This is a genomic window from Giesbergeria anulus (assembly GCF_900111115.1).
Classification (GTDB): domain Bacteria; phylum Pseudomonadota; class Gammaproteobacteria; order Burkholderiales; family Burkholderiaceae_C; genus Simplicispira; species Simplicispira anulus.
In genome coordinates, this window is sequence record NZ_FOGD01000008.1 from 1 (window position 1) to 19,176 (window position 19,176).

The window sequence follows — 19,176 nt, forward strand, 5'->3', positions numbered from 1 at the left end:
CCCCAACACCGCCATGACTTCATTGACTGGCACCACCACCGACTCCAGCGTCGCATTAAGGCCTTGGATAACTTTGCGGAAATCACCCAAGTGCTTGGCTGCATCAGCCCGCACAGAGAGTTTGCCCTCCAACGTGGACTGCGACAGCATATTGGCGTCAGCCACCAACGCGCCCACGGCCTGCACCACATCGACCAAACTTTTGGCCATGATGTCGTTATCTGAGCGTACCTTGATGGAGACCGACAGATCGCCTTTGGAGATAGCTTGGGCTGCTGCGGCTTGCTGATTGGTGGCCTCAATACAAGCGTTGAGGTTGTTCTTCAGGGTGTTGAAATCACCGTTGTAACTCTCGGTGATCGGCTTGGGAATATCGCCAATGGCAATCTGCTCAACATACTTGGCCGCCACATTGAGCGGGCCAATCACTGCGTCCAGCGTATCGTTGACGCCTTGGACAATTTTGCGGAAATCACCTTGGTGTTGGCTGGCATCAGCACGGGTGGTCAGTTTACCATCGACAGCGGCCTTAGACAGCAGTGCAGTATCAGCAATCATAGTTTGTACCGCAGACTGCATGGTGCGCAAAGACTGGGCCAGTATGCCCACCTCGTCTTGCTGACTCAGGGTCACGGTGTTACCAAAATTACCAGCTGCCATTTCGTTCGCATGGTTCATCAATTGGCGGGTAGGCTCTGTGATGCTGCGTGTAATCAACCAACCCAGCACAGCACTGAGTACGGCAGCCACGCCCGTCAGTATCAAAAGCAAATTTTCTGCACTGGCCGCGAGATTTTCTGCGGCTTGGCCCCGTTGTACGATTAAGGCACTTTGGCCATCCACCAAACTTAGAACTGCAGCAATGTAGTTGTCTTGGGTATTGCGCAGTGTACCGGACAACATGCCTGCCGCTTCTTCCCGTTGGCCAGATTTGATCAGACTCAGATAACGCTCCACTTCTGCCAGATACGGAACGCGAGCATCTTTGACCTTTTGCAAGCTGATTTTGCCAACGTCGGTTGCAATCATCTTGTCGAGTTTCTCGATACCCGCAGTAATTACTCGACTCTTCTCTGGCAGAAGATCAATTTCTTTCTGCATTTCAGAATCTTTAAATATATAAATATTTCTTAATATCCGCGCATTCACGTTAAGCGCATCAATGATTTCATTAGCTATTACCGTCTTTGGAAAATCATCTCTCACTAAAGATCGAATATCTCCATTGATTTCGTTGATACGTGATACACCAATACTCACAACAACGATCAGCAAAGCTAAAATGGCCGAAAATCCAATAGCCAGCCGGGTTCCAATTTTTATATTTCGAAACATGGTATTCTTTCTTTGGGCCTGATCTTTGTTGGAATAAAATTTTTAGGTTAACACAAGAGATTCAATCTTCTTGTGTTCTATCTGACTGTGAGAAGCTTGCTGTATCAAAACCGGAACATCCAGAATTAAGGCTACTTCACCACTACCTAAAATAGTGGAGCCACTAATACACTTGGCTTGGTTAAATATTTTACCCAGGGGCTTTATAACCGTTTGAAACTCTCCTAGCAAGGTATCAACTACCAACCCTGCTTTTTGGCCACCATGCTTGAGTACTACAATATTTTCACGGCGCTTTGGAGGATTTTTAATATCAAACAATTCACGCAAACGAATAAATGGCAAAATCTCGTTGCGCAAGTTAGTATAATTGTGGCCTGGCTCTGAAGAAAATGCAACACATTCTTCAATCATGTCTAGTGGAATCGCAAAGACCGAAGAATCTACCTCTACCAAAAAGCCATCAATGATGGCCAAGGTCAAGGGCAAGCGAATGGTTACAGTAGTACCTTCACCTTCGACACTTTGGATATTAACGCTACCGCGCAAAGCGGCAATATTGCGCTTAACTACATCGAGTCCCACACCACGCCCAGACAGGTTAGATACCTTGTCGGCGGTAGAAAATCCGGGCTCAAAGATCAGTGCATAGACCTCACTGTCAGTCAGGTGATGGCCGGAGTCCAGCAACCCACGTTCAATGGCCTTGCTTAAGATTTTGTCGCGCTTTAAACCACCACCATCGTCTTCAACGGTAATCACAATACTGCCCGAATCATGAAAAGCATTGAGGCGCAGCGTACCTTGTGCTGGTTTGCCACGTTCGAGCCGCACTTCAGCCGATTCAATGCCGTGATCCATCGAGTTACGCACCAAGTGCATCAGTGGGTCACCAATTTTCTCGACCACGGTTTTGTCTAACTCGGTCTCTTCACCATTGATGAGCAGGCTAATATCTTTGCCCAGCTCCCGCGACACATCGTGTACCACACGCTGAAAGCGGCTGAACGTGGCACCAATTTTTACCATGCGCAGTTGCAGGGCACTGTCACGCACTTCTTCAACCAAACTAGACAACTTGGAGGTGTGCTCTTGCAACTCTGTAATGTTGGCCCGCTGCGCTACCAAATTCACACCGGCCCCCACAATGATGAGTTCACCAACAAGATTGATGAGTTGATCGAGTTTGTCGGCATCAATGCGGATGGAGCGGCTTTCTTGGGTATGCAACTCTTTGAGTTGAGCCTGCTTCTTGACCGCAGCCTCCACCACCTCAGGCGTCACCGCCTGTTGTTGTACCAGCACCTTGCCCAGCAGGGGGTATGGTGGAGCAGCGATAGTTTGGGTATGCAGTGCCGCATCAAGCTCTTGCTGCGTCAGGGCACCACAATGCACCATCATTTCTCCGATGCGTGCCGAGGACTCGTAAGATTCTTCCTCTAGGATGCGGATGTAATCGGTGGTGCGGCTGTGCGGCGGCAGGATGCGCAGTTGGCAGTCGTCGCGTACAAATTCGAACGCATTTTCGATGGCTGTCTTAGACGCATTGCTCTCAAACACCAATTCATAGCCGAGATAGCAACTCTCCGGATCCATACTGGCAGGATTGGGCAGTTTGTCATGGAGCACCACCACCTCCACAATCTTGCCGATAGTTTGCAGAAAACGCAGGAACGACAGCGGATCCATGCCATTGCGCAATACGTTAGGGTCAAAGCGTACAGAGATGTGCCAATGGTCGGCTGCGTGTACCTCCAAGGGTAAGGGTTGCGCCGTTTGCTCGACCGTGGTTGAACTGGTCAGGCTAGACGTGGGCAGAGGGGACGCCGGGGGGCCGAGGTAGCTGCGCAACTGCTCTAGCAACGGCATACCTTGTGTGGTCAAAACCGGGTCGGTAGTATCTTGGCCAGCGGCCACGGCATCAATCAGAGTGCCAATGTGGTCGCGGCACGAGAGCAGTAGGGCAATCAGCCGGTCAGAGATGGTAATGCGACCATCGCGCACCCGGTCTAGTACGCTTTCAGTGATGTGGGTGAAAGCCACCACCCCGTCCAAACCAAACAACCCAGAGGAGCCTTTGATGGTATGGGCTGCCCGGAAAATGGCATTGACGAGTTCGGTTTTCTCTTCAGCCTCCTCCAGCGAGAGCAGGCAGGTTTCCATTTCTTCGAGCAGCTCTCGGCTTTCTAGCAAGAAGATTTGCAGTGCTTCGTCGAGATTCATGAAAAACCTTTGCAGCGATTGGCCCTGTGCTCAGTTGCGCATGGCATCAGAGTGTTGCGAAATGACCAAATCGTCGCCGAAATGGGCGGCCAAATTAAGCAGGTCAAACACACCCAACACAGCGCTGCTGTGGCCTACCAGACGCAATTGCCCTTCTTGCTGTAGAGCGGTACGTTTGGCTAGCAACAGCAGTTGCAGCCCGGCCGTATCAAGGTCGGTCACTCCAGAGAGGTTGACTTCTATGGTGGTGCGAGGTTGCTGTAAGGGTTCGAGCAGCAGCTGTTTGAGTTCTTGCGCACGATAGATGGTCATCTCACCTTCAATGCGCAACGAAATGGGTGCGGAGCTGGCAGTGCTCATGGTGGGGCCGTATCGTTTAAGGCAAACACAGTTTTTGCACCGCACCGAGCATTTGCTCAGGCTTGAAGGGCTTAACCACCCAAGCTTTAGCACCAGCAGCTTGCCCTTCGCGTTTTTTAGACTCATCAGACTCGGTGGTAAGCATGATGATGGGCGTAAAACGGTAATTGGCCAACTGCTTGACCGACTTGACAAAGGTAATGCCGTCCATCACTGGCATGTTCACATCGCTGATGATCAGGTGTACCTTTTGTCCAGTGAGTTTGTCTAAGGCATCTTTGCCATCTTTAGCTTCGATCACTTCGTAACCTGCCCCACGCAAGGCGATACCGACCACCATGCGGATAGAGGCGGAGTCATCGACAATCATGATTGTTTTGGCCATCTGCCGTCCCTTTTAAAAGAAAGTAATGTCGCCGTCATCGGAAGACGGGGGGGGTGGGGGGAGCGCGGCCCTCTTTTCGGGGTTTGCCTTAGCGGGTTTAGTAACGCTCACGTCCTTTTGGTCATGGGCCAGATGCTGGTCTTTCATGACGTAGGTTTTGCGCATGGCGGCCAGAAAATCGTCTGCATTGAGTGGTGTGATGTTGCCTTGGCGCAGGCAATCTTCTTCATGCTCACGAAAGTAGCCCGGAATCCGCGCAATGTTTTGTTCCACTTGAACCAAAATTTGGCTGACTCGATCCTGAAACTGCAAATTGACCAACGCCTCACCAACATCACCGTGGATGGCAATGCTCTCTTGCTTGAGCAGGTCACTGGAGGCGATCAGGCCACTGGCGATATTTCGAAAATTTTCTAGTACGTTGACGATGCGATCTTGGGAGGTCTGCATGGCCTGGTCTTCTTGGTGCACCGACTGTTGGGCAGCATGGCAGGTACTGGTGATGGCTTCGCTGATGACCTTGACCATATCAGCAATGCGCCTACCGGTTTCACCCGACTGATTAGAAAGCATCCGAAATTCTTTGGCCACTACGGCAAAGCCGCGCCCATGCTCACCAGAGCGGGCAGCCTCAATGGCAGCATTCAGGGCCAAGAGGTTGGTTTGCGAGGCAATCTTGGCCACGTCGGTGGCCATGTCTTCTAGTTGCTTGGTGAACTGGTTGAGCGACTGCACCTTTTCTAGCATGCTGGTCATGCTGCTCATGGCCGAGGTCTGGGAGCTGAGTACCTGCGTCAACTCTTGCTGGCTTTTGGCCAGCACATGAACCAAGTCTAGCCCTTCGCCCTCATTGGAGGTACTGGCTTGGCTGGCAGCAGCCACCGTCTTTTCTAGGCGCTGCACAATCTCACTGAAGCGGCCAGTCAGTTCTGTAATTGCCGACTCCATCTGGGTGCGTGAGTTGCTGATGTGCCCTGCCCACACAGGGGTAATTTTCTCGCCGAAGTCGCGTTGTTCGGTCAAAAATTGGGCCAAATGGGCCTGGAACTGCTGGTGCTTGCTCAACTGGGCCTGCCAGCCCAAAAAGACGCCTACTGCCAGCAAGGCCACCGCCAACAACGCAGGGAGCAACGACAACCCGCCCACAGCCATCACAGCTACAGCAGCGGCCAATCCGAAGGCTGCAGAAGACCAGAAGGTCGAATTATTCCAATCGGAGCGAATCAAGAAGTGTTTCTCCTGTATGGATAATCAAACAAACACCATGTTTTAGCAATGGTATAAATACAAAACTGTATTTTTGCAAGGGAATGCGCCCAGCACGCAAGAATCCTATCAGTTTTTCATGTCTTCGCCGGGGTACTTGGCTGAAGTAACCCTACTGGCAAGTTCAGGGTGCATCCAAGCCTTCAGCCCACGTCAGAGCCTGTAGATGCGCCCAATTGACTTGGCGATTGGACAAGTGCAGCTCTTCAGCGTTAAGGGCAAAAGCTACCTCGTCACCACTTTCGCAGGCTTTGGTCAGGGCCAAAAACGGAGCAAAGGGGCCCGTGTTGTGCTGCAGTGCGTCTACCACCGGTTGGGGCAGGGCCAGCGACTCTAGGGCCTTGTCCATCGGCAGCCCCAACATGGTGTCTAGCAGCGAGAATACGCCCACGACAAAGGCGTTGTCACATTCTTCGGGGGGCATCAGTTCGGCGGCGAGCAACTCCATCAGGCGACCGCGTACCACGGCCATCGTACCTACTGCCGGAGACGACCCTCCGGCCCTTGAGGTGGTCAGCAGCAGCGCAGCCCAGCGAAACAGCTTGCGCAGCCCCAAGATCATCACGGCATGTCGGAAAGAGGTGATTTCGCACGAGAGGCCAAACCCAGAAGAGTTGATAAAACGCAGCAGGTTAAAGGACAGGGTGGGGTCTTTTTTGAGCAGCTCTTCAATCTCTGCCGTAGTGGCCTGCTTGCGCACCAAGTTGATTAATTGGATGACTGTAGCCTGCGAGGGCCGAATGGTATGGGCCTTAACCAAAGCGGGCTTGGCAAACCAATAGCCTTGGAACAAGCGCACACCTAAACTAGACATTAGTTGGTACTGCTCTGCCGACTCTACCTTTTCTGCGACCAGCCGGGCCGAGCTGTGCTCTTGGGCAAAGCGTACCAAAGCGGGGGCTTGCTCGACCGCAAAGGTGGTCATGTCCAGCTTGATGAACGAGGCCAAAGCCAACCAGCTCAGGTAGGCAGGGCACAGCACCTGCTCGCTAAACGCCAGCCGAAAATCTTGGCGGCGCAATTGCTCTAATACGGGCAACTGGGCTTGGATGTCTTGCGCCGTAGCCTCTGAGGGCAGAGCAGGCACTTCTAGCACCACTTTTTCGGGGTGGATCAGCTCTAAATGCCCACCAGAGAGGCTTTCGTGGGTGCAGTTGATGAACACCAACTTTTGCCCAACCAAAGATTCGGTGCCGATATAGGACAAGGCATTGAACAGCAAGGCAGCATCACTGTCGGCGCTATGCGCATACGAGGCGGTGGAGCGGTCAAACAGCTCGTAACCAAAAACAGCGCGGTGCTCATCCACAATGGCTTGGCGCGCAATGACCGCCAGATTGTCCGCAGAGTTGTCCTCGGGGGTAGGTGAAGGGGCGGGGACGGATGGTTCGGACATGCTGGACATAGCGGCAGGAGGGTGATTCTGTATTGATTCTAGGAGCGATGATGCACACTGCTTAGGCAAGATTCAATCAGCAAAGTGGTCAGCCCAAGCCAATGCTTGCAAATGGGCATTGTTGATCTGCTGGCTGCTCATCTGCAAGGAGGTGGCGGCATTGTCAAAAGCAACATCGTCTCCGGATTCGCAGGCTTTGGCCAACACCAGCAAATGGCCCAGCACACCTGCATTGTGCAGTAGCGCCACTTCAGTACCGGGCGGTACGCTCACCAAACCCAGCGCCGTTTCCATCGACATCCCCAGCATAGTGTCGAGCAGCGAGAAAATACCGACCACAAACGCCTGATCGGTTTCATCTTGGGGCAGTTTTTTCTCTAGGGCCAACAACTCCATCAGGCGGCCACGCACCACGGCGGTCTGGCCCACCGAAGGCGGCGTGCCACTGTGGCGCGACGTGGTCAACAGCAAGGCGGCCCAACGGAACAACTTTTTCAGGCCCATCAGCATCACGGCTTGGCGAAACGAGGTGATTTCGCGGGCCAGCCCAAACCCTGAGGAGTTGATGAGGCGCATCAGGTTGAAAGCCAACCCGGCATCTTTTTTCAGCACTTCTTCAATTTGTTCGGTGCTGGCCTGTTTGCGTACCAGATTGATCAATTCCAAAATGCTGCTTTGCCCCGGCGAGACCAGTTTGGCACGCACCAAGGCGGGGCGCGCAAACCAGTAGCCTTGGAACATCTGCACCCCTTGGCTAGAGACCATATCGTATTGTTGGGCAGTTTCTACCTTTTCAGCGATCAAATCGGCTTGGGTATGGCGCTGGGCATAGTTGATGAGCACTGCCAACTGATCGGGAGCCAGTAGTGACAAATCGAATTTGATGTAGTCGGCCAAAAGCAACCAAGGGTTGTAGGCCGACTGCAATACCGTATGGTTGAACGCCAGATGAAACCCCCTAGCGCGCAAGGCAGCCAAGGTGGGCAGGCGGGCTGCTACCTCTTCGGAGGCAGCATGGCTCAGTGGCGGAATTTCTAGCACCACTTTTTCGGGGTCTACCAATTCGAGGTGACCGCCCACCAAGCTTTCGTGGGTGCAATTGACAAAAATGAGTTTTTTGCCCACCAGCTCATCGGTGCCAGCGTGAGACAGGGCGGTAAAAACGAGTGCAACGTCGGTGGCAGCCGTGTGCGTAGGCTCAGGGCGAGAGCGGTTGAACAGCTCGTAGCCGATGACGAGGTGCTGCGCATTGACGATGGCTTGACGGGCGATCATCGTGGCGCTGGTTTGGTCGGCGGGTGTGGGTGCGCCAGTGGCTATCCCCGTGGCGGATGTGCTCGACATGGTGAGAATATATGGTTCCGGTAGGTGCTGCCTTGTGCAGCTATGGGGCTATTTTAGGAAGGACGGATTACAGGTAAGGTAGTGGGGTCAGCCTGCATGGAGCAGCCAAGCCAATTCCACCTCCGTAAAGCCCGCTTGACGCCGGGCCGCTGCATTGAAAGGGGGCTTAGGCCGTGGAGCCTCATAGCGCTGCACCAGTGCGGTGTAATGCGTTTCTGGCTCTAGGCTATCACGGGCACAGAGCCAGCGGTACCAATGATTACCAATAGCTACATGGCCCACTTCTTCGCGCAAGATAATGTCAAGCACGTCCACAGCAGCCAAGGCATCTGGGGTGCCCACTTGGCGCAGTTTTTGTTGTATCAAGGGCGTGGCATCTAGGCCACGTGCCTCCAGTGTACGCGGTACCAAGGCCATGCGGGCTACGATGTCGTGCTGGGTCTTTTCGCACATCGTCCACAGACCCTGATGCGCTGGAAAATCGCCGTAGTCGTGCCCCTGTGTGCGCAGTAGATCGCGCAACAAACCAAAATGCTGCGCTTCCTCTGCGGCGACACGCAACCAATCGAGATAGTATGCTGTGGGCATTCCATCAAAGCGCCAGATCGCATCCAAGGCCAAATTGATGGCGTTAAATTCAATATGTGCAATAGCGTGTAACAAGATGGCGCGCCCTTCAGGGGTGGCCGGTGAGCGCCGCCGCACGGCAGTGTGGTGCAGCAGTTCTGGACGTTCTGGCCGCCCTGGCAAGGCTTGGGGGTCGGCAGGCGGTATGGGTGCCGTGGTGGCAATGGTGTGTTGATCGGCTTGGACGTACAAGGCCAGTGCAGCGCTGGCTTTGTCGTCAGGGTGGGCAAGGCACAAGACCTGCAAGGCGCGGTGGCGGAGTTCCATCTTTACAATTCTAGGCAATCATCTTCACAGGACGGCAAACCCCGATGGCAATTTATGAACTCGATGGTGTGGCACCACAGCTAGCCGCGTCGGCATGGGTGGCCGATAGCGCCCAAGTGATAGGCCAAGTCACACTGGCAGCAGAAGCCAGTATCTGGTTTGGTAGCGTGGTGCGTGGCGACACCGACTCCATCACTATTGGCGCGGGCAGCAATATCCAAGACACCTGTGTACTCCATGCCGATGCGGGCCAACCTTTGGTGGTGGGCGAGCGCGTCACGGTAGGCCACCAAGTAACGCTACACGGCTGCACCATTGGCGATGAATCTTTGATTGGCATTGGGGCCGTGGTGCTCAATGGCGCACGCATCGGCAAAAACTGCCTCGTAGGGGCAGGCTCTTTGGTGACGGAGGGCAAAGAGTTTCCGGATGGCTCGATGATCATGGGCAGCCCCGCCAAGCTGGTGCGCCCCCTAACGCCGGAACAAATCGAAGGGCTGCGCCGCAGTGCGGCCCATTACATCGACAATGCCCGCCGCTTTCGCGATGGCCTCCAACAAATCGGTTGATGGCTTGTCCCTTGATCTCAGGAAATTTTTGCGTGTCTGAACTTCACCAATTTTTATTTGACGGCCAGCCCGTGCGTGGTGCCATTGTGCGCCTGACCGATGCTTGGACTGACATGTTGCAGCGCCGCGCTGCCAACACCGCTAGCGGCCCCTATCCCGTGCCGGTGCGTGAGTTGCTAGGCGAAATGGCCGCCGCCGGTGTCTTGATGCAGTCGGGCATCAAATTTAACGGGGCCTTGGTGTTGCAGATCTTTGGCGATGGCCCCGTCAAAGTGGCGGTGGCTGAGGTGCAATCAGATTTGCAATTGCGCGCAACCGCTACGCTCAAGGGTGCCGTGGCCGATGATGCCACTCTGGGCAGCTTGGTGAATGTGCATGGCGGTGGGCGCTGCGCCATCACCCTAGACCCGAAAGACAAGTTTCCGGGCCAACAACCATACCAAGGGGTGGTGCCACTGGTAGATGCTCAGGGGCGCAAGCTAGAGCGTCTGAGCGAGGTGCTCTCGCACTACATGCTGCAATCGGAGCAACTAGACGCCACGCTGGTGCTGGCCGCCAATGACAGCGTAGCCGCCGGTTTACTAGTGCAGCGTATGCCCATCAAGGGCGAGGCCAATATCGCCCAAAGCCATGCCCACAGCGCCGAAGCCGATCAAATCGGCCTCAATGAAGATTACAACCGCATTGCCCACCTAGCCGCTAGCCTGACCCGCGACGAACTGCTAACGCTGGATGTAGACACCATTTTGCGCCGCTTGTTCTGGGAAGAAAAATTACTGCGTTTTGAACCGCAGCAAGGCGAGCAAGGCCCGCGCTTTGCCTGCTCTTGCAGCCGTGAGCGTGTTAGCCGTATGTTACAAAATTTGGGCGTGGCCGAGGCCGAGAGCATACTGGCCGAGCAGGGCCAAATTGAAGTGGGCTGCGAATACTGCGGCCAACAATACCGCTTTGACCCGGTGGATGCGGCGCAAATTTTTGCGCCATCGGCGCAGCAGCCACCAGTGCCTGACACTGTGCATTAAAAAAACTCACCCTACCTGAAACTGCCTGCGGTACAGAAGGAACACCTATGCAAATCGGTGTCGATATTCCGAACCATTATCTGGATGCCATGCACCAAACACCAGAAGACTTTGCCCAAGAAGCCAAGCTGGCTATGGCCGCCAAGCTGTTCGAGATGAAGCGTTTATCTTCGGGCATGGCGGCCCAACTGATCGGTATGGATCGCATGACCTTCTTGGCGCAGTTGCAGCGCTTTGGTGTGCCGATCATTGATCTGAACGACGATGAATTGGCAATGGACATTGGCAATGCCTGAACGCAGCCAAGTTCTGGTAACCAACACCACGCCGTTGATCTCACTGGCTGCCGCAACCGGCAGCCTAGAGGTTCTGCGTTTTCTTTACCGCCGGGTAGTAGTTCCGTTGGAGGTGGCTGAAGAAGTGCGGGCTGGGGGACGCTATGCCTTCCAAGGGGCGGACTGACTGGATATTCAGCCAGCCTCAGTGGCCCTGCTGCCGTTTTTGCAAAACTCTCTGGACAAGGGAGGGGCATCGGTCATTCAGACCGCCATGAATTTGGGCTTGTCGCTGGTGTGTATCGACGAAACCACCGGACGACGCGCGGCCCGCCTGTGCGATTTAACGCTGACTGGCTCTATTGGGGTACTGCTCAAGGCCCAGCGTTTAGGCTATGAGCTTGCGATGCCCGATGCCATTGCACGGATGCGCCGCCAAGGTATTTGGCTCAGTGAAAGCGTAGTGCGCTTTGCACTGAGCCAATAGCAGAAACGCCACACACATCAACGCGGGGTGTATTGCACAAAGATTTCGCCCTGCTTAACCATGCCCAGCTCGCTGCGGGCTTTTTCTTCCACCATGTTCAGCCCCTCTTTCAGGTCTTGTACTTCGGAAGTTAAGCGCTGGTTCACGGCCAATGCCTTGGCATTGGCCTCTTGTTGCGCGGCAATTTTTTGGCGCATTTCCTGTACATAGGGGATGCTGCCCCGCCCTTGCCAGATTTGGGCGTGCAGCATAGCCAGCAAAGTCAGCAAAACCACCGGCACCACAATGCGCGGCGTCATGTGGTGGGGTGCTCAAGTGATGATGCCAAGGGCGGGCGCATCAGCGGTTTAGCGCAGGTTGTAAAACGCGCGGCGGCCTGGGTAGTAGGCCACTTCGCCCAGATCTTCTTCGATGCGCAGCAGTTGGTTGTACTTGGCCATGCGATCCGAACGGCTCAAGCTACCAGTCTTGATTTGACCCGCGTTAGTACCCACAGCGATGTCGGCAATGGTGCTGTCTTCGGTTTCGCCAGAGCGGTGGCTAATCACGGCGGTGTAACCGGCGCGCTTGGCCATCTCGATAGCGGCGAAGGTCTCAGACAGGGTACCAATCTGGTTGATCTTGATGAGGATCGAGTTGGAGATGCCCTTGTCGATACCTTCTTGCAAAATTTTGGTATTGGTAACGAACAGGTCATCACCCACCAATTGCACGTTCTTACCCAAGCGCTCGGTGATGTGCTTCCAGCCGTCCCAGTCGCCTTCGTGCATGGCGTCTTCGATGCTGATGATGGGGTACTTGTCGCACCAAGTGGCCAGCATGTCTGTCCATTGCTGGGCGGTGAGCTTGAGGCCGCCTTCGCCTTCGAGCACGTAGTGGCCGTCTTTGTAGAACTCGCTGGCAGCGCAATCGAGGCCCAAGGCGATTTGTTCGCCAGCGGTGTAACCGGCGGCGTCAATGGCTTGCAGGATCAGTTGGATAGCAGCTTCGTGGTTTTCGACGGAAGGCGCAAAACCACCTTCGTCGCCCACGGCGGTGCTCATGCCCTTGTCGTGGATGATCTTTTTCAGGGCGTGGAACACTTCAGCGCCCCAGCGAATGGCTTCGCGGAACGTGGGTGCGCCCACGGGGATAATCATGAACTCTTGGATGTCCAACGAGTTGTTGGCGTGTGCGCCGCCGTTAATCACGTTCATCATCGGCACAGGCATTTGCACCGCGCCCATGCCGCCAAAGTAGCGGTACAGGGGCAGGCCAGCTTCTTCAGCAGCAGCACGGGCCACAGCCATCGACACGGCCAAAATGGCATTGGCACCCAAACGGCCCTTGTTGTCGGTGCCGTCCAAGTCAATCAGGGTTTTGTCCAAGAAAGCCTGCTCGGAGGCGTCCAAGCCCAAGATGGCTTCGGCGATTTCGCTGTTGATGTGTTCTACGGCCTTGAGCACGCCCTTGCCCAAGTAGCGGCTCTTGTCGCCATCGCGCAGTTCAATGGCTTCACGCGAGCCGGTGGAAGCGCCCGAAGGTACGGCAGCACGGCCCATCACGCCCGATTCGAGCAACACGTCGCATTCGACGGTGGGGTTGCCACGGCTGTCCAGTACTTCGCGGCCTACGATATCAACGATTGCACTCATGGTATTTTTCCATTTCTAGCTAACAAACAGGGAGGGGAGGACGCTTCAGGCGCTTTAGGCGCTGAAGTGGTCTTCCAGAAAACCGTTCTTTTTGGTTACAGCATCCAGCGCTACCAGCGTTTCTAGCAGCGCCTTCATGTGCTTGAGCGGTACGGCATTGGGGCCATCGCTCAGGGCTTGGGCGGGATTGGGGTGGGTTTCCATAAACAAGCCTGCCACGCCCACGGCCACGGCAGCACGGGCCAGCACCGGCACCATCTCGCACTGGCCGCCGCTGCTGGTGCCTTGGCCGCCGGGCAGTTGCACGCTGTGCGTGGCATCAAACACCACTGGGGCACCCGTTTCGCGCAAGATAGCCAAGCTGCGCATATCCGAGACCAAATTGTTGTACCCAAAGCTGGCACCGCGCTCGCAGGCCATGAAGTTGTCTTCTGGCAAGCCTGCTTCGCGGGCAGCGGCGCGGGCTTTGTCGATGACGTTCTTCATGTCATGTGGGGCGAGGAACTGGCCCTTTTTGATGTTTACCGGCTTGCCCGACTGCGCCACGGCGTGGATAAAGTCGGTCTGGCGGCACAAAAAGGCGGGGGTTTGCAGCACATCAACCACTTTGGCGACATGGGGGATTTCTGCCTCGGTATGCACATCGGTGAGCACCGGCACATTCAGCTCGCGCTTGATTTTGGCCAGAATCTCTAGCCCCTTTTCCATGCCGGGGCCACGAAAGCTGGTGCCCGAAGAGCGGTTGGCCTTGTCAAAGCTGCTCTTGAAGATGAATGGAATGCCCAAGCTGGCACAGATCTCTTTGAGCTGCCCGGCCACATCCATCTGCAATTGTTCAGATTCGATCACGCAAGGCCCAGCGATGAGGAAAAAGCGCTGGTCGAGTCCGACATCAAAGCCACACAGCTTCATGCGCTGGCCTCCGAGGCAGCGGGCACTGCTGCGCTGGCTTGACGGGCCTGCTGGTGGGCGATGGCCGCCTTGACAAAGGCATTGAACAGCGGATGACCGGCCCACGGCGTCGACTTGAACTCAGGGTGAAACTGCACGCCCACATACCACGGGTGAACGTTTTGTGGCAACTCGACGATTTCGGTCAGGTGTTCGCGCTGTGTCAGCGCCGAAATCACCAAGCCCGCCTTGCGCAGCTTGTCAAGGTAATTGACGTTGGCCTCGTAGCGGTGACGGTGGCGCTCCGTAACCACATCGCCATAGATGCTGTGCGCCAAGGAGCCGGGGGTGACATCCGAGCTTTGCGCGCCCAAGCGCATGGTGCCGCCCAAGTCGGAGCTGGCATTGCGCTTTTGGATGCTGCCGTTGGCATCTTTCCACTCGGTGATGAGCGCGATGACGGGGTGCTTGGTTTGCGGGTCAAACTCGGTGCTGTTGGCACCGGCCAAACCGGCCACATGGCGGGCATATTCGATGGTAGCCACTTGCATCCCCAAGCAGATACCCAGATAGGGCACTTGGTGCTCGCGGGCATATTGCGCCGTGCAAATTTTGCCTTCAACGCCGCGCTGACCAAAGCCACCGGGCACCAAAATGGCATCGTACTGGCCTAGGCTGGCTACGCCTTCGGGGGTGATGGTTTCGGAGTCGATGTGGTCAATTTTGACGCGCACATGGCTTTGCATACCGGCGTGGCGCAGCGCTTCATTCACCGATTTGTAGCTATCAGACAGATCGACATACTTGCCGACCATCGCAATGCGCACTTCGCCTTGCGGGTGTTCGGTTTCATGCACCAGCGCATCCCAGCGCTTGAGGCTGGTGGGCGGCGTGTGCAGGCGCAAGCGGTCGCAGATCAGGCCATCCAAGCCTTGCTCGTGCAGCATGCGTGGCACCTTGTAGATGGTGTCCACATCCCACATGCTAATCACGCCCCATTCAGGCACATTGGTAAACAGGGAGATTTTTTCACGCTCTTCAGCGGGGACTTTGCGCTCGGCGCGGCACAGCAGGGCGTCGGGTTGGATACCGATTTTGCGCAGCTCTTGCACCGTGTGCTGGGTGGGCTTGGTTTTGAGCTCACCGGCAGCGGCAATCCACGGCAGGTAGGTCAGGTGCACAAAAGCAGCGTTGTTGGGGCCTAGCTTGAGGCTCAACTGGCGCACGGCCTCCAAAAACGGCAGCGATTCAATGTCGCCCACGGTGCCGCCAATTTCACAGATAGCCACATCTACAGCATCGGGGGTGCCAATGCCTGCGCCGCGCTTGATGTACTCTTGGATTTCGTTGGTAACGTGCGGAATCACCTGCACGGTCTTGCCGAGGTAGTCGCCCCGGCGCTCTTTTTCTAGCACCGACTGGTAAATTTTGCCAGTGGTGAAGTTGTTGGATTTTTTCATGCGCGTTTCAATGAAACGCTCATAGTGGCCCAAGTCGAGGTCGGTTTCGGCACCGTCGTCGGTAACAAAAACTTCGCCATGCTGGAATGGCGACATGGTGCCCGGATCGACGTTGATGTAGGGGTCGAGCTTGATGAGGGTGACTTTGAGGCCCCGCGATTCGAGAATCGCGGCAAGGGAGGCTGAGGCGATTCCCTTGCCCAGGGAAGACACCACACCGCCGGTGACGAAGACAAATTTGGTCATGTCATTTTATAGGGGGTGGGAAATCGGAATTATAGGTGTCTGCTAAATTCCGCACCATGAAAGAGCTTGCTGGCAAACATATCGTGCTGGGCCTCAGTGGAGGCGTGGCTTGTTACAAATCGGCGCAATTGTGTCGCCTACTCATCAAAGCGGGGGCTACCGTGCAGGTAGTGATGACGGAGGCGGCAGCGCAGTTCATCACCCCAGTGACGATGCAGGCGCTGTCCAATCGGCCCGTGTATGGCTCGCAATGGGATGCGCGCGAAGCCAACAACATGCCGCATATCAACCTCAGCCGCGAGGCCGACGCCATCCTAATTGCGCCGTGCAGCGCCGACTTTATCGCCCGACTGGTACAAGGCCGCGCCGATGAACTGCTCAGTTTGCTGTGTCTGGCGCGCCCTCAAGAGCGCGTGCCACTCCTGTTGGCCCCCGCCATGAACCGCGAGATGTGGGTACACCCGGCCACACAACGCAACTTAGCCCAAGTGGCCCAAGATGGCGCACTGGTGTTGGGCGTAGGCCACGGCGATCAAGCCTGCGGCGAAACCGGCGATGGCCGGATGCTAGAGCCTGAAGAGCTGCTGGAAGAGGTGATTGCCTTTTTCACGCCCAAGTGCCTTGCTGGGCAAAAGGTATTGATTACCGCTGGCCCCACCTTTGAAGCCATTGACCCGGTGCGCGGCATTACCAACCACTCCAGCGGCAAGATGGGTTTTGCCATTGCCCGCGCCGCACAAGAGGCGGGTGCGCAAGTGACGCTGGTAGCAGGGCCGGTGCATCTACACACCCCCAGAGGCGTACAACGGCTCAATGTGCAATCAGCCCAAGAGATGTTGCACGCGGTGACGCAGCAAGCGCCAGCAGCCAGCGTTTTTATTGCCACCGCTGCCGTGGCCGATTGGCGTCCGGCCCACTCGGCGCAGCAAAAAATCAAAAAAGATGGCTCTGGTGAAGTGCCCATGCTGTCTTTTGTTGAAAATCCGGATATTCTGGCTACGGTAGCGCAGTCAGAGCGTGCGCAGGCGAGCGATTTGTTTTGCGTGGGCTTTGCCGCCGAAAGCCATGATTTGCTGCAACACGCCACGGCTAAGCGAGTGCGCAAAGGCGTGCCGCTGCTGGTGGGCAATATCGGCCCAGCCACCTTTGGCCGCGATGACAATGCCTTGTTGCTGGTCGATGCAGCAGGCCACCGCGAGCTGCCCCATGCTTCTAAGCGGGAGTTAGCCCAGCAGTTGGTGGTAGAGATTGCCCAGCGCTTGCCCTTGCACAGCAAGCGGTTTTAAGCTGTTGTTGGAGGCCACTCATGTTCCCTGATCCCTATAAAAACGACTGGGACACACCGCCCAACGGCGATTTTGTGCGCTACCTAGAGCGTTTGGCAGCGACTGCCCCCACCCCCCCGGCGGGAACACCGAAGTCAGCCCCCGCCACGGTGCAACCCACATTGCCGCTGGCTAGCCAGTGGGCAGCGGTGCTCGCAGCCCTGCACAAGGGGCGCGCTGTCCTGCTTTGGCTCACACTGGCGCATCTGGTCGCTTGGTTGTTACTCGACCGTGGCTCGGTGCCCGTGCTGATTTTCATGGCCGCCGTCTGGGGAGCATGGGGGTGGGCGCTGGCAGCCTTGTCTGACGATGCCCCCCCTTCCCAAAGGGCACGTTCTGGTTTAGAGCGGCTCCAACAAGAAATCCGTTCTCTGGCGCAGCAGCGCCAACATGAAAAAAGTAAAAAATGAAAATTGACGTCAAAATTATGGATGCGCGCTTGGCCGCACAACTGCCCGCCTATGCCACCCCCGGCAGTGCTGGTTTAGATTTGCGCGCCTGCCTAGATGCCCCCTTGACCTTGCAGCCCAACGCATGGCAATTGGTACCGACCGGGCTGGCCATCCATCTGTGCGATCCGGGCTATGCTGGGCTGATCTTGCCGCGCTCCGGGCTGGGGCACAAGCATGGCATTGTGCTGGGCAATTTGGTCGGGCTGATTGACAGCGATTACCAAGGCCAACTGATGGTCAGTGCTTGGAACCGCAGCAGCGTGGCCTTCACCATTGAGCCGATGGAGCGCCTAGCCCAATTAGTGATTGTGCCGGTGGTGCAGGCACAGTTTCAGGTGGTGCAGGACTTTGCGACCGAGACGGTGCGTGGCGAGGGTGGCTATGGCTCTACGGGCACCGCTTGAGTGCTGGGGCGCTACCGCATCGCGTTATTTTTCAAGGAGTTTTTGTATGTCCAGCCTTTTGCGTCACCTCAGTGGTGCGGCTTCTATCCTTGCCTGCGTTACATTGACCGCCTGTGCCACTTACCCGTCTGAACCGCAGCCGGTTTACTCTGGCAACGCCTACCAAACCCGCCCAGCAGCCCGCAACGCGGGCTATGGCACCGAGTTGGCCCGCGTCAGTCGGATTGACGTCTTGCAGTCACCGCCGCAAAAACAGCAATCGTCCGGTGTAGGTGCTGTGGTGGGGGCGGTCATTGGTGGCGTATTGGGCAACCAGATTGGCCACGGCGGTGGGCGGGCGGTGGCTACGGGTATTGGGGCGGTAGGGGGCGCTGTGCTGGGCAACGCCCTAGAGGGCGACTCTGGCGGTGGGCGCTCTAGCCGCAGCTACCGCATCACGTTGCGCATGGATCGCGGGGGCTTTCGCTCTTACGATGTGCCATCGCCGGGAGACTTGCGCGCCGGTGACCGGGTACAGGTGTACCAAGGGCAAATCTCCCGTTACTAAGCCATTAATGCAACAGCGGGTTGCTTGGAGCCAGTGGCTGCACCCGGAAAAACCCCGTACCGGTGCTGGCACTGCCAATTTCTTCTTCGGTGGCTTCGCGCACGCCGCACACCTTGAGGTGTAACCGGATGGCAATGCCTGCCAATGGGTGGTTGCCATCGAGCACCACATGGTCGGGGTACAACTCGGCTACGGTATAGACGGTATCGTGGGGCATGTCAGGGTTGCAGCCCGAGGGCAGGGCATTGCCATCAAACACCATGCCTTCTTCGATTTCAGCCGGAAAGAGGCTGCGCGGCTCTAAAAATAGCAACTGGTCGTTAAAGTCGCCAAAGGCCTCTTCTGGCTCAATGTGCAACGATAACGTGGCACCGGGGCTATAGCCTTGCAGGGCTTGCTCAATGCGGGCAAGCAAATCCTCGCCGCCGACCAAAAACTCTACCGGCTCGTCCAGTACATCCAGCTCTTCACCCAAGGTATCCGTGAGCGTCCAAGTGAGTGCAACTACGCATTGTTCTGTGATTTCCATGTCAGGATTCGCTATTCGATTGTGAGGGGTTGATCTTTTCGGTAGGTTGCCCGATGCTCTGGGCACTCAACAAAAAAACCCCATTGCTTATAGAGCAAGGGGCTTTGGAGATGTTGCAAAACGGCCTGAAGT

General features: G+C 56.0%; 20 protein-coding genes and 1 pseudogene. 8 read left to right on the forward strand and 13 right to left on the reverse strand.

What is annotated here, in order from left to right:
* The 8 genes from BMX55_RS11535 to BMX55_RS11570 form a co-directional block, all read right to left on the reverse strand.
* A partial coding sequence (locus tag BMX55_RS11535) for an MCP four helix bundle domain-containing protein (RefSeq protein WP_143059666.1) occupies positions 1–1,335 on the reverse strand: 1,335 nt, incomplete at its 3' end.
* Between the two features lie 42 nt (positions 1,336–1,377).
* Complete coding sequence (locus BMX55_RS11540; RefSeq protein ID WP_091457807.1) at positions 1,378–3,558, reverse strand: chemotaxis protein CheA; 2,181 nt, start codon at positions 3,556–3,558, stop codon at positions 1,378–1,380.
* Positions 3,559–3,588: 30 nt separating this feature from the next.
* Complete coding sequence (locus tag BMX55_RS11545; RefSeq protein ID WP_091457811.1) at positions 3,589–3,918, reverse strand: STAS domain-containing protein; 330 nt, start codon at positions 3,916–3,918, stop codon at positions 3,589–3,591.
* A 16-nt stretch (positions 3,919–3,934) separates the two neighbouring features.
* Positions 3,935–4,303 carry a response regulator gene (locus BMX55_RS11550; RefSeq protein WP_091457814.1) on the reverse strand — a complete coding sequence of 123 codons (369 nt, stop codon included), beginning with the start codon at positions 4,301–4,303 and terminating at the stop codon, positions 3,935–3,937.
* Between the two features lie 12 nt (positions 4,304–4,315).
* Entirely contained in the window at positions 4,316–5,530 is a 1,215-nt protein-coding gene (locus tag BMX55_RS11555; protein WP_177172889.1) for a methyl-accepting chemotaxis protein, read from the reverse strand.
* Between the two features lie 163 nt (positions 5,531–5,693).
* Positions 5,694–6,974, reverse strand: coding sequence for an EAL and HDOD domain-containing protein (locus BMX55_RS11560; protein WP_091457820.1), 1,281 nt, complete (start codon positions 6,972–6,974; stop codon positions 5,694–5,696).
* A 63-nt stretch (positions 6,975–7,037) separates the two neighbouring features.
* The gene (locus BMX55_RS11565) at positions 7,038–8,309 is read right to left on the reverse strand and encodes an EAL and HDOD domain-containing protein (RefSeq protein ID WP_091457823.1); all 1,272 of its coding nucleotides are present in this window, start codon (positions 8,307–8,309) and stop codon (positions 7,038–7,040) included.
* A gap of 87 nt (positions 8,310–8,396) precedes the next feature.
* Positions 8,397–9,203 carry a ferritin-like domain-containing protein gene (locus BMX55_RS11570; RefSeq protein ID WP_091457825.1) on the reverse strand — a complete coding sequence of 269 codons (807 nt, stop codon included), beginning with the start codon at positions 9,201–9,203 and terminating at the stop codon, positions 8,397–8,399.
* A 44-nt stretch (positions 9,204–9,247) separates the two neighbouring features.
* On the opposite strand from BMX55_RS11570, the gene BMX55_RS11575 reads away from it, so the two are divergent.
* From BMX55_RS11575 to BMX55_RS16965, 4 genes and pseudogenes are all read left to right on the forward strand, one after another.
* Positions 9,248–9,772: a gamma carbonic anhydrase family protein gene (locus BMX55_RS11575; RefSeq protein ID WP_091457828.1), complete on the forward strand. Its 525-nt coding sequence runs from the start codon at positions 9,248–9,250 to the stop codon at positions 9,770–9,772.
* Positions 9,773–9,804: 32 nt separating this feature from the next.
* The gene (hslO, locus tag BMX55_RS11580; RefSeq protein WP_091457831.1) at positions 9,805–10,794 is read left to right on the forward strand and encodes an Hsp33 family molecular chaperone HslO; all 990 of its coding nucleotides are present in this window, start codon (positions 9,805–9,807) and stop codon (positions 10,792–10,794) included.
* 47 nt (positions 10,795–10,841) lie between these two features.
* Positions 10,842–11,090, forward strand: a complete 249-nt coding sequence (locus tag BMX55_RS11585) for a UPF0175 family protein (RefSeq protein ID WP_091457833.1) — start codon at positions 10,842–10,844, stop codon at positions 11,088–11,090.
* A pseudogene (locus BMX55_RS16965) lies at positions 11,083–11,556 on the forward strand (PIN domain-containing protein). The gene BMX55_RS11585 and the pseudogene BMX55_RS16965 overlap by 8 nt, the downstream one beginning before the upstream one ends.
* 17 nt (positions 11,557–11,573) lie before the next feature.
* Here the strand turns inward: BMX55_RS16965 and BMX55_RS11595 are convergent.
* From BMX55_RS11595 to BMX55_RS11610, 4 genes are read right to left on the reverse strand one after another with little or no spacing between them, the layout of a single operon-like run.
* Positions 11,574–11,855 carry a septum formation initiator family protein gene (locus BMX55_RS11595; protein ID WP_091457836.1) on the reverse strand — a complete coding sequence of 94 codons (282 nt, stop codon included), beginning with the start codon at positions 11,853–11,855 and terminating at the stop codon, positions 11,574–11,576.
* A gap of 48 nt (positions 11,856–11,903) precedes the next feature.
* The gene (gene eno / locus BMX55_RS11600; RefSeq protein ID WP_091457838.1) at positions 11,904–13,190 is read right to left on the reverse strand and encodes a phosphopyruvate hydratase; all 1,287 of its coding nucleotides are present in this window, start codon (positions 13,188–13,190) and stop codon (positions 11,904–11,906) included.
* 54 nt (positions 13,191–13,244) lie between these two features.
* Positions 13,245–14,102: a 3-deoxy-8-phosphooctulonate synthase gene (gene kdsA, locus BMX55_RS11605; RefSeq protein ID WP_091457842.1), complete on the reverse strand. Its 858-nt coding sequence runs from the start codon at positions 14,100–14,102 to the stop codon at positions 13,245–13,247.
* Positions 14,099–15,787 carry a CTP synthase gene (locus BMX55_RS11610; protein WP_091457844.1) on the reverse strand — a complete coding sequence of 563 codons (1,689 nt, stop codon included), beginning with the start codon at positions 15,785–15,787 and terminating at the stop codon, positions 14,099–14,101. Before BMX55_RS11610 ends, kdsA begins: the two co-directional genes overlap by 4 nt.
* Positions 15,788–15,843: 56 nt before the next feature.
* Between BMX55_RS11610 and coaBC the strand changes: the two genes are divergently transcribed.
* From coaBC to BMX55_RS11630, 4 genes are read left to right on the forward strand one after another with little or no spacing between them, the layout of a single operon-like run.
* Positions 15,844–17,073 carry a bifunctional phosphopantothenoylcysteine decarboxylase/phosphopantothenate--cysteine ligase CoaBC gene (gene coaBC, locus BMX55_RS11615; protein WP_091457847.1) on the forward strand — a complete coding sequence of 410 codons (1,230 nt, stop codon included), beginning with the start codon at positions 15,844–15,846 and terminating at the stop codon, positions 17,071–17,073.
* Positions 17,074–17,093: 20 nt separating this feature from the next.
* Positions 17,094–17,522 (forward strand): hypothetical protein, encoded by a 429-nt coding sequence (locus tag BMX55_RS11620; protein ID WP_091457850.1) that lies wholly within the window; start codon positions 17,094–17,096, stop codon positions 17,520–17,522.
* Positions 17,519–17,968, forward strand: a complete 450-nt coding sequence (gene dut / locus BMX55_RS11625; RefSeq protein ID WP_091457853.1) for a dUTP diphosphatase — start codon at positions 17,519–17,521, stop codon at positions 17,966–17,968. Before BMX55_RS11620 ends, dut begins: the two co-directional genes overlap by 4 nt.
* 46 nt (positions 17,969–18,014) lie before the next feature.
* Positions 18,015–18,515 (forward strand): outer membrane lipoprotein, encoded by a 501-nt coding sequence (locus BMX55_RS11630; protein WP_091457857.1) that lies wholly within the window; start codon positions 18,015–18,017, stop codon positions 18,513–18,515.
* A gap of 4 nt (positions 18,516–18,519) precedes the next feature.
* Here BMX55_RS11630 and BMX55_RS11635 read toward each other — a convergent pair whose 3' ends face one another.
* Entirely contained in the window at positions 18,520–19,044 is a 525-nt protein-coding gene (locus BMX55_RS11635; protein ID WP_091457860.1) for an FKBP-type peptidyl-prolyl cis-trans isomerase, read from the reverse strand.
* Positions 19,045–19,176 lie beyond the last annotated feature (132 nt).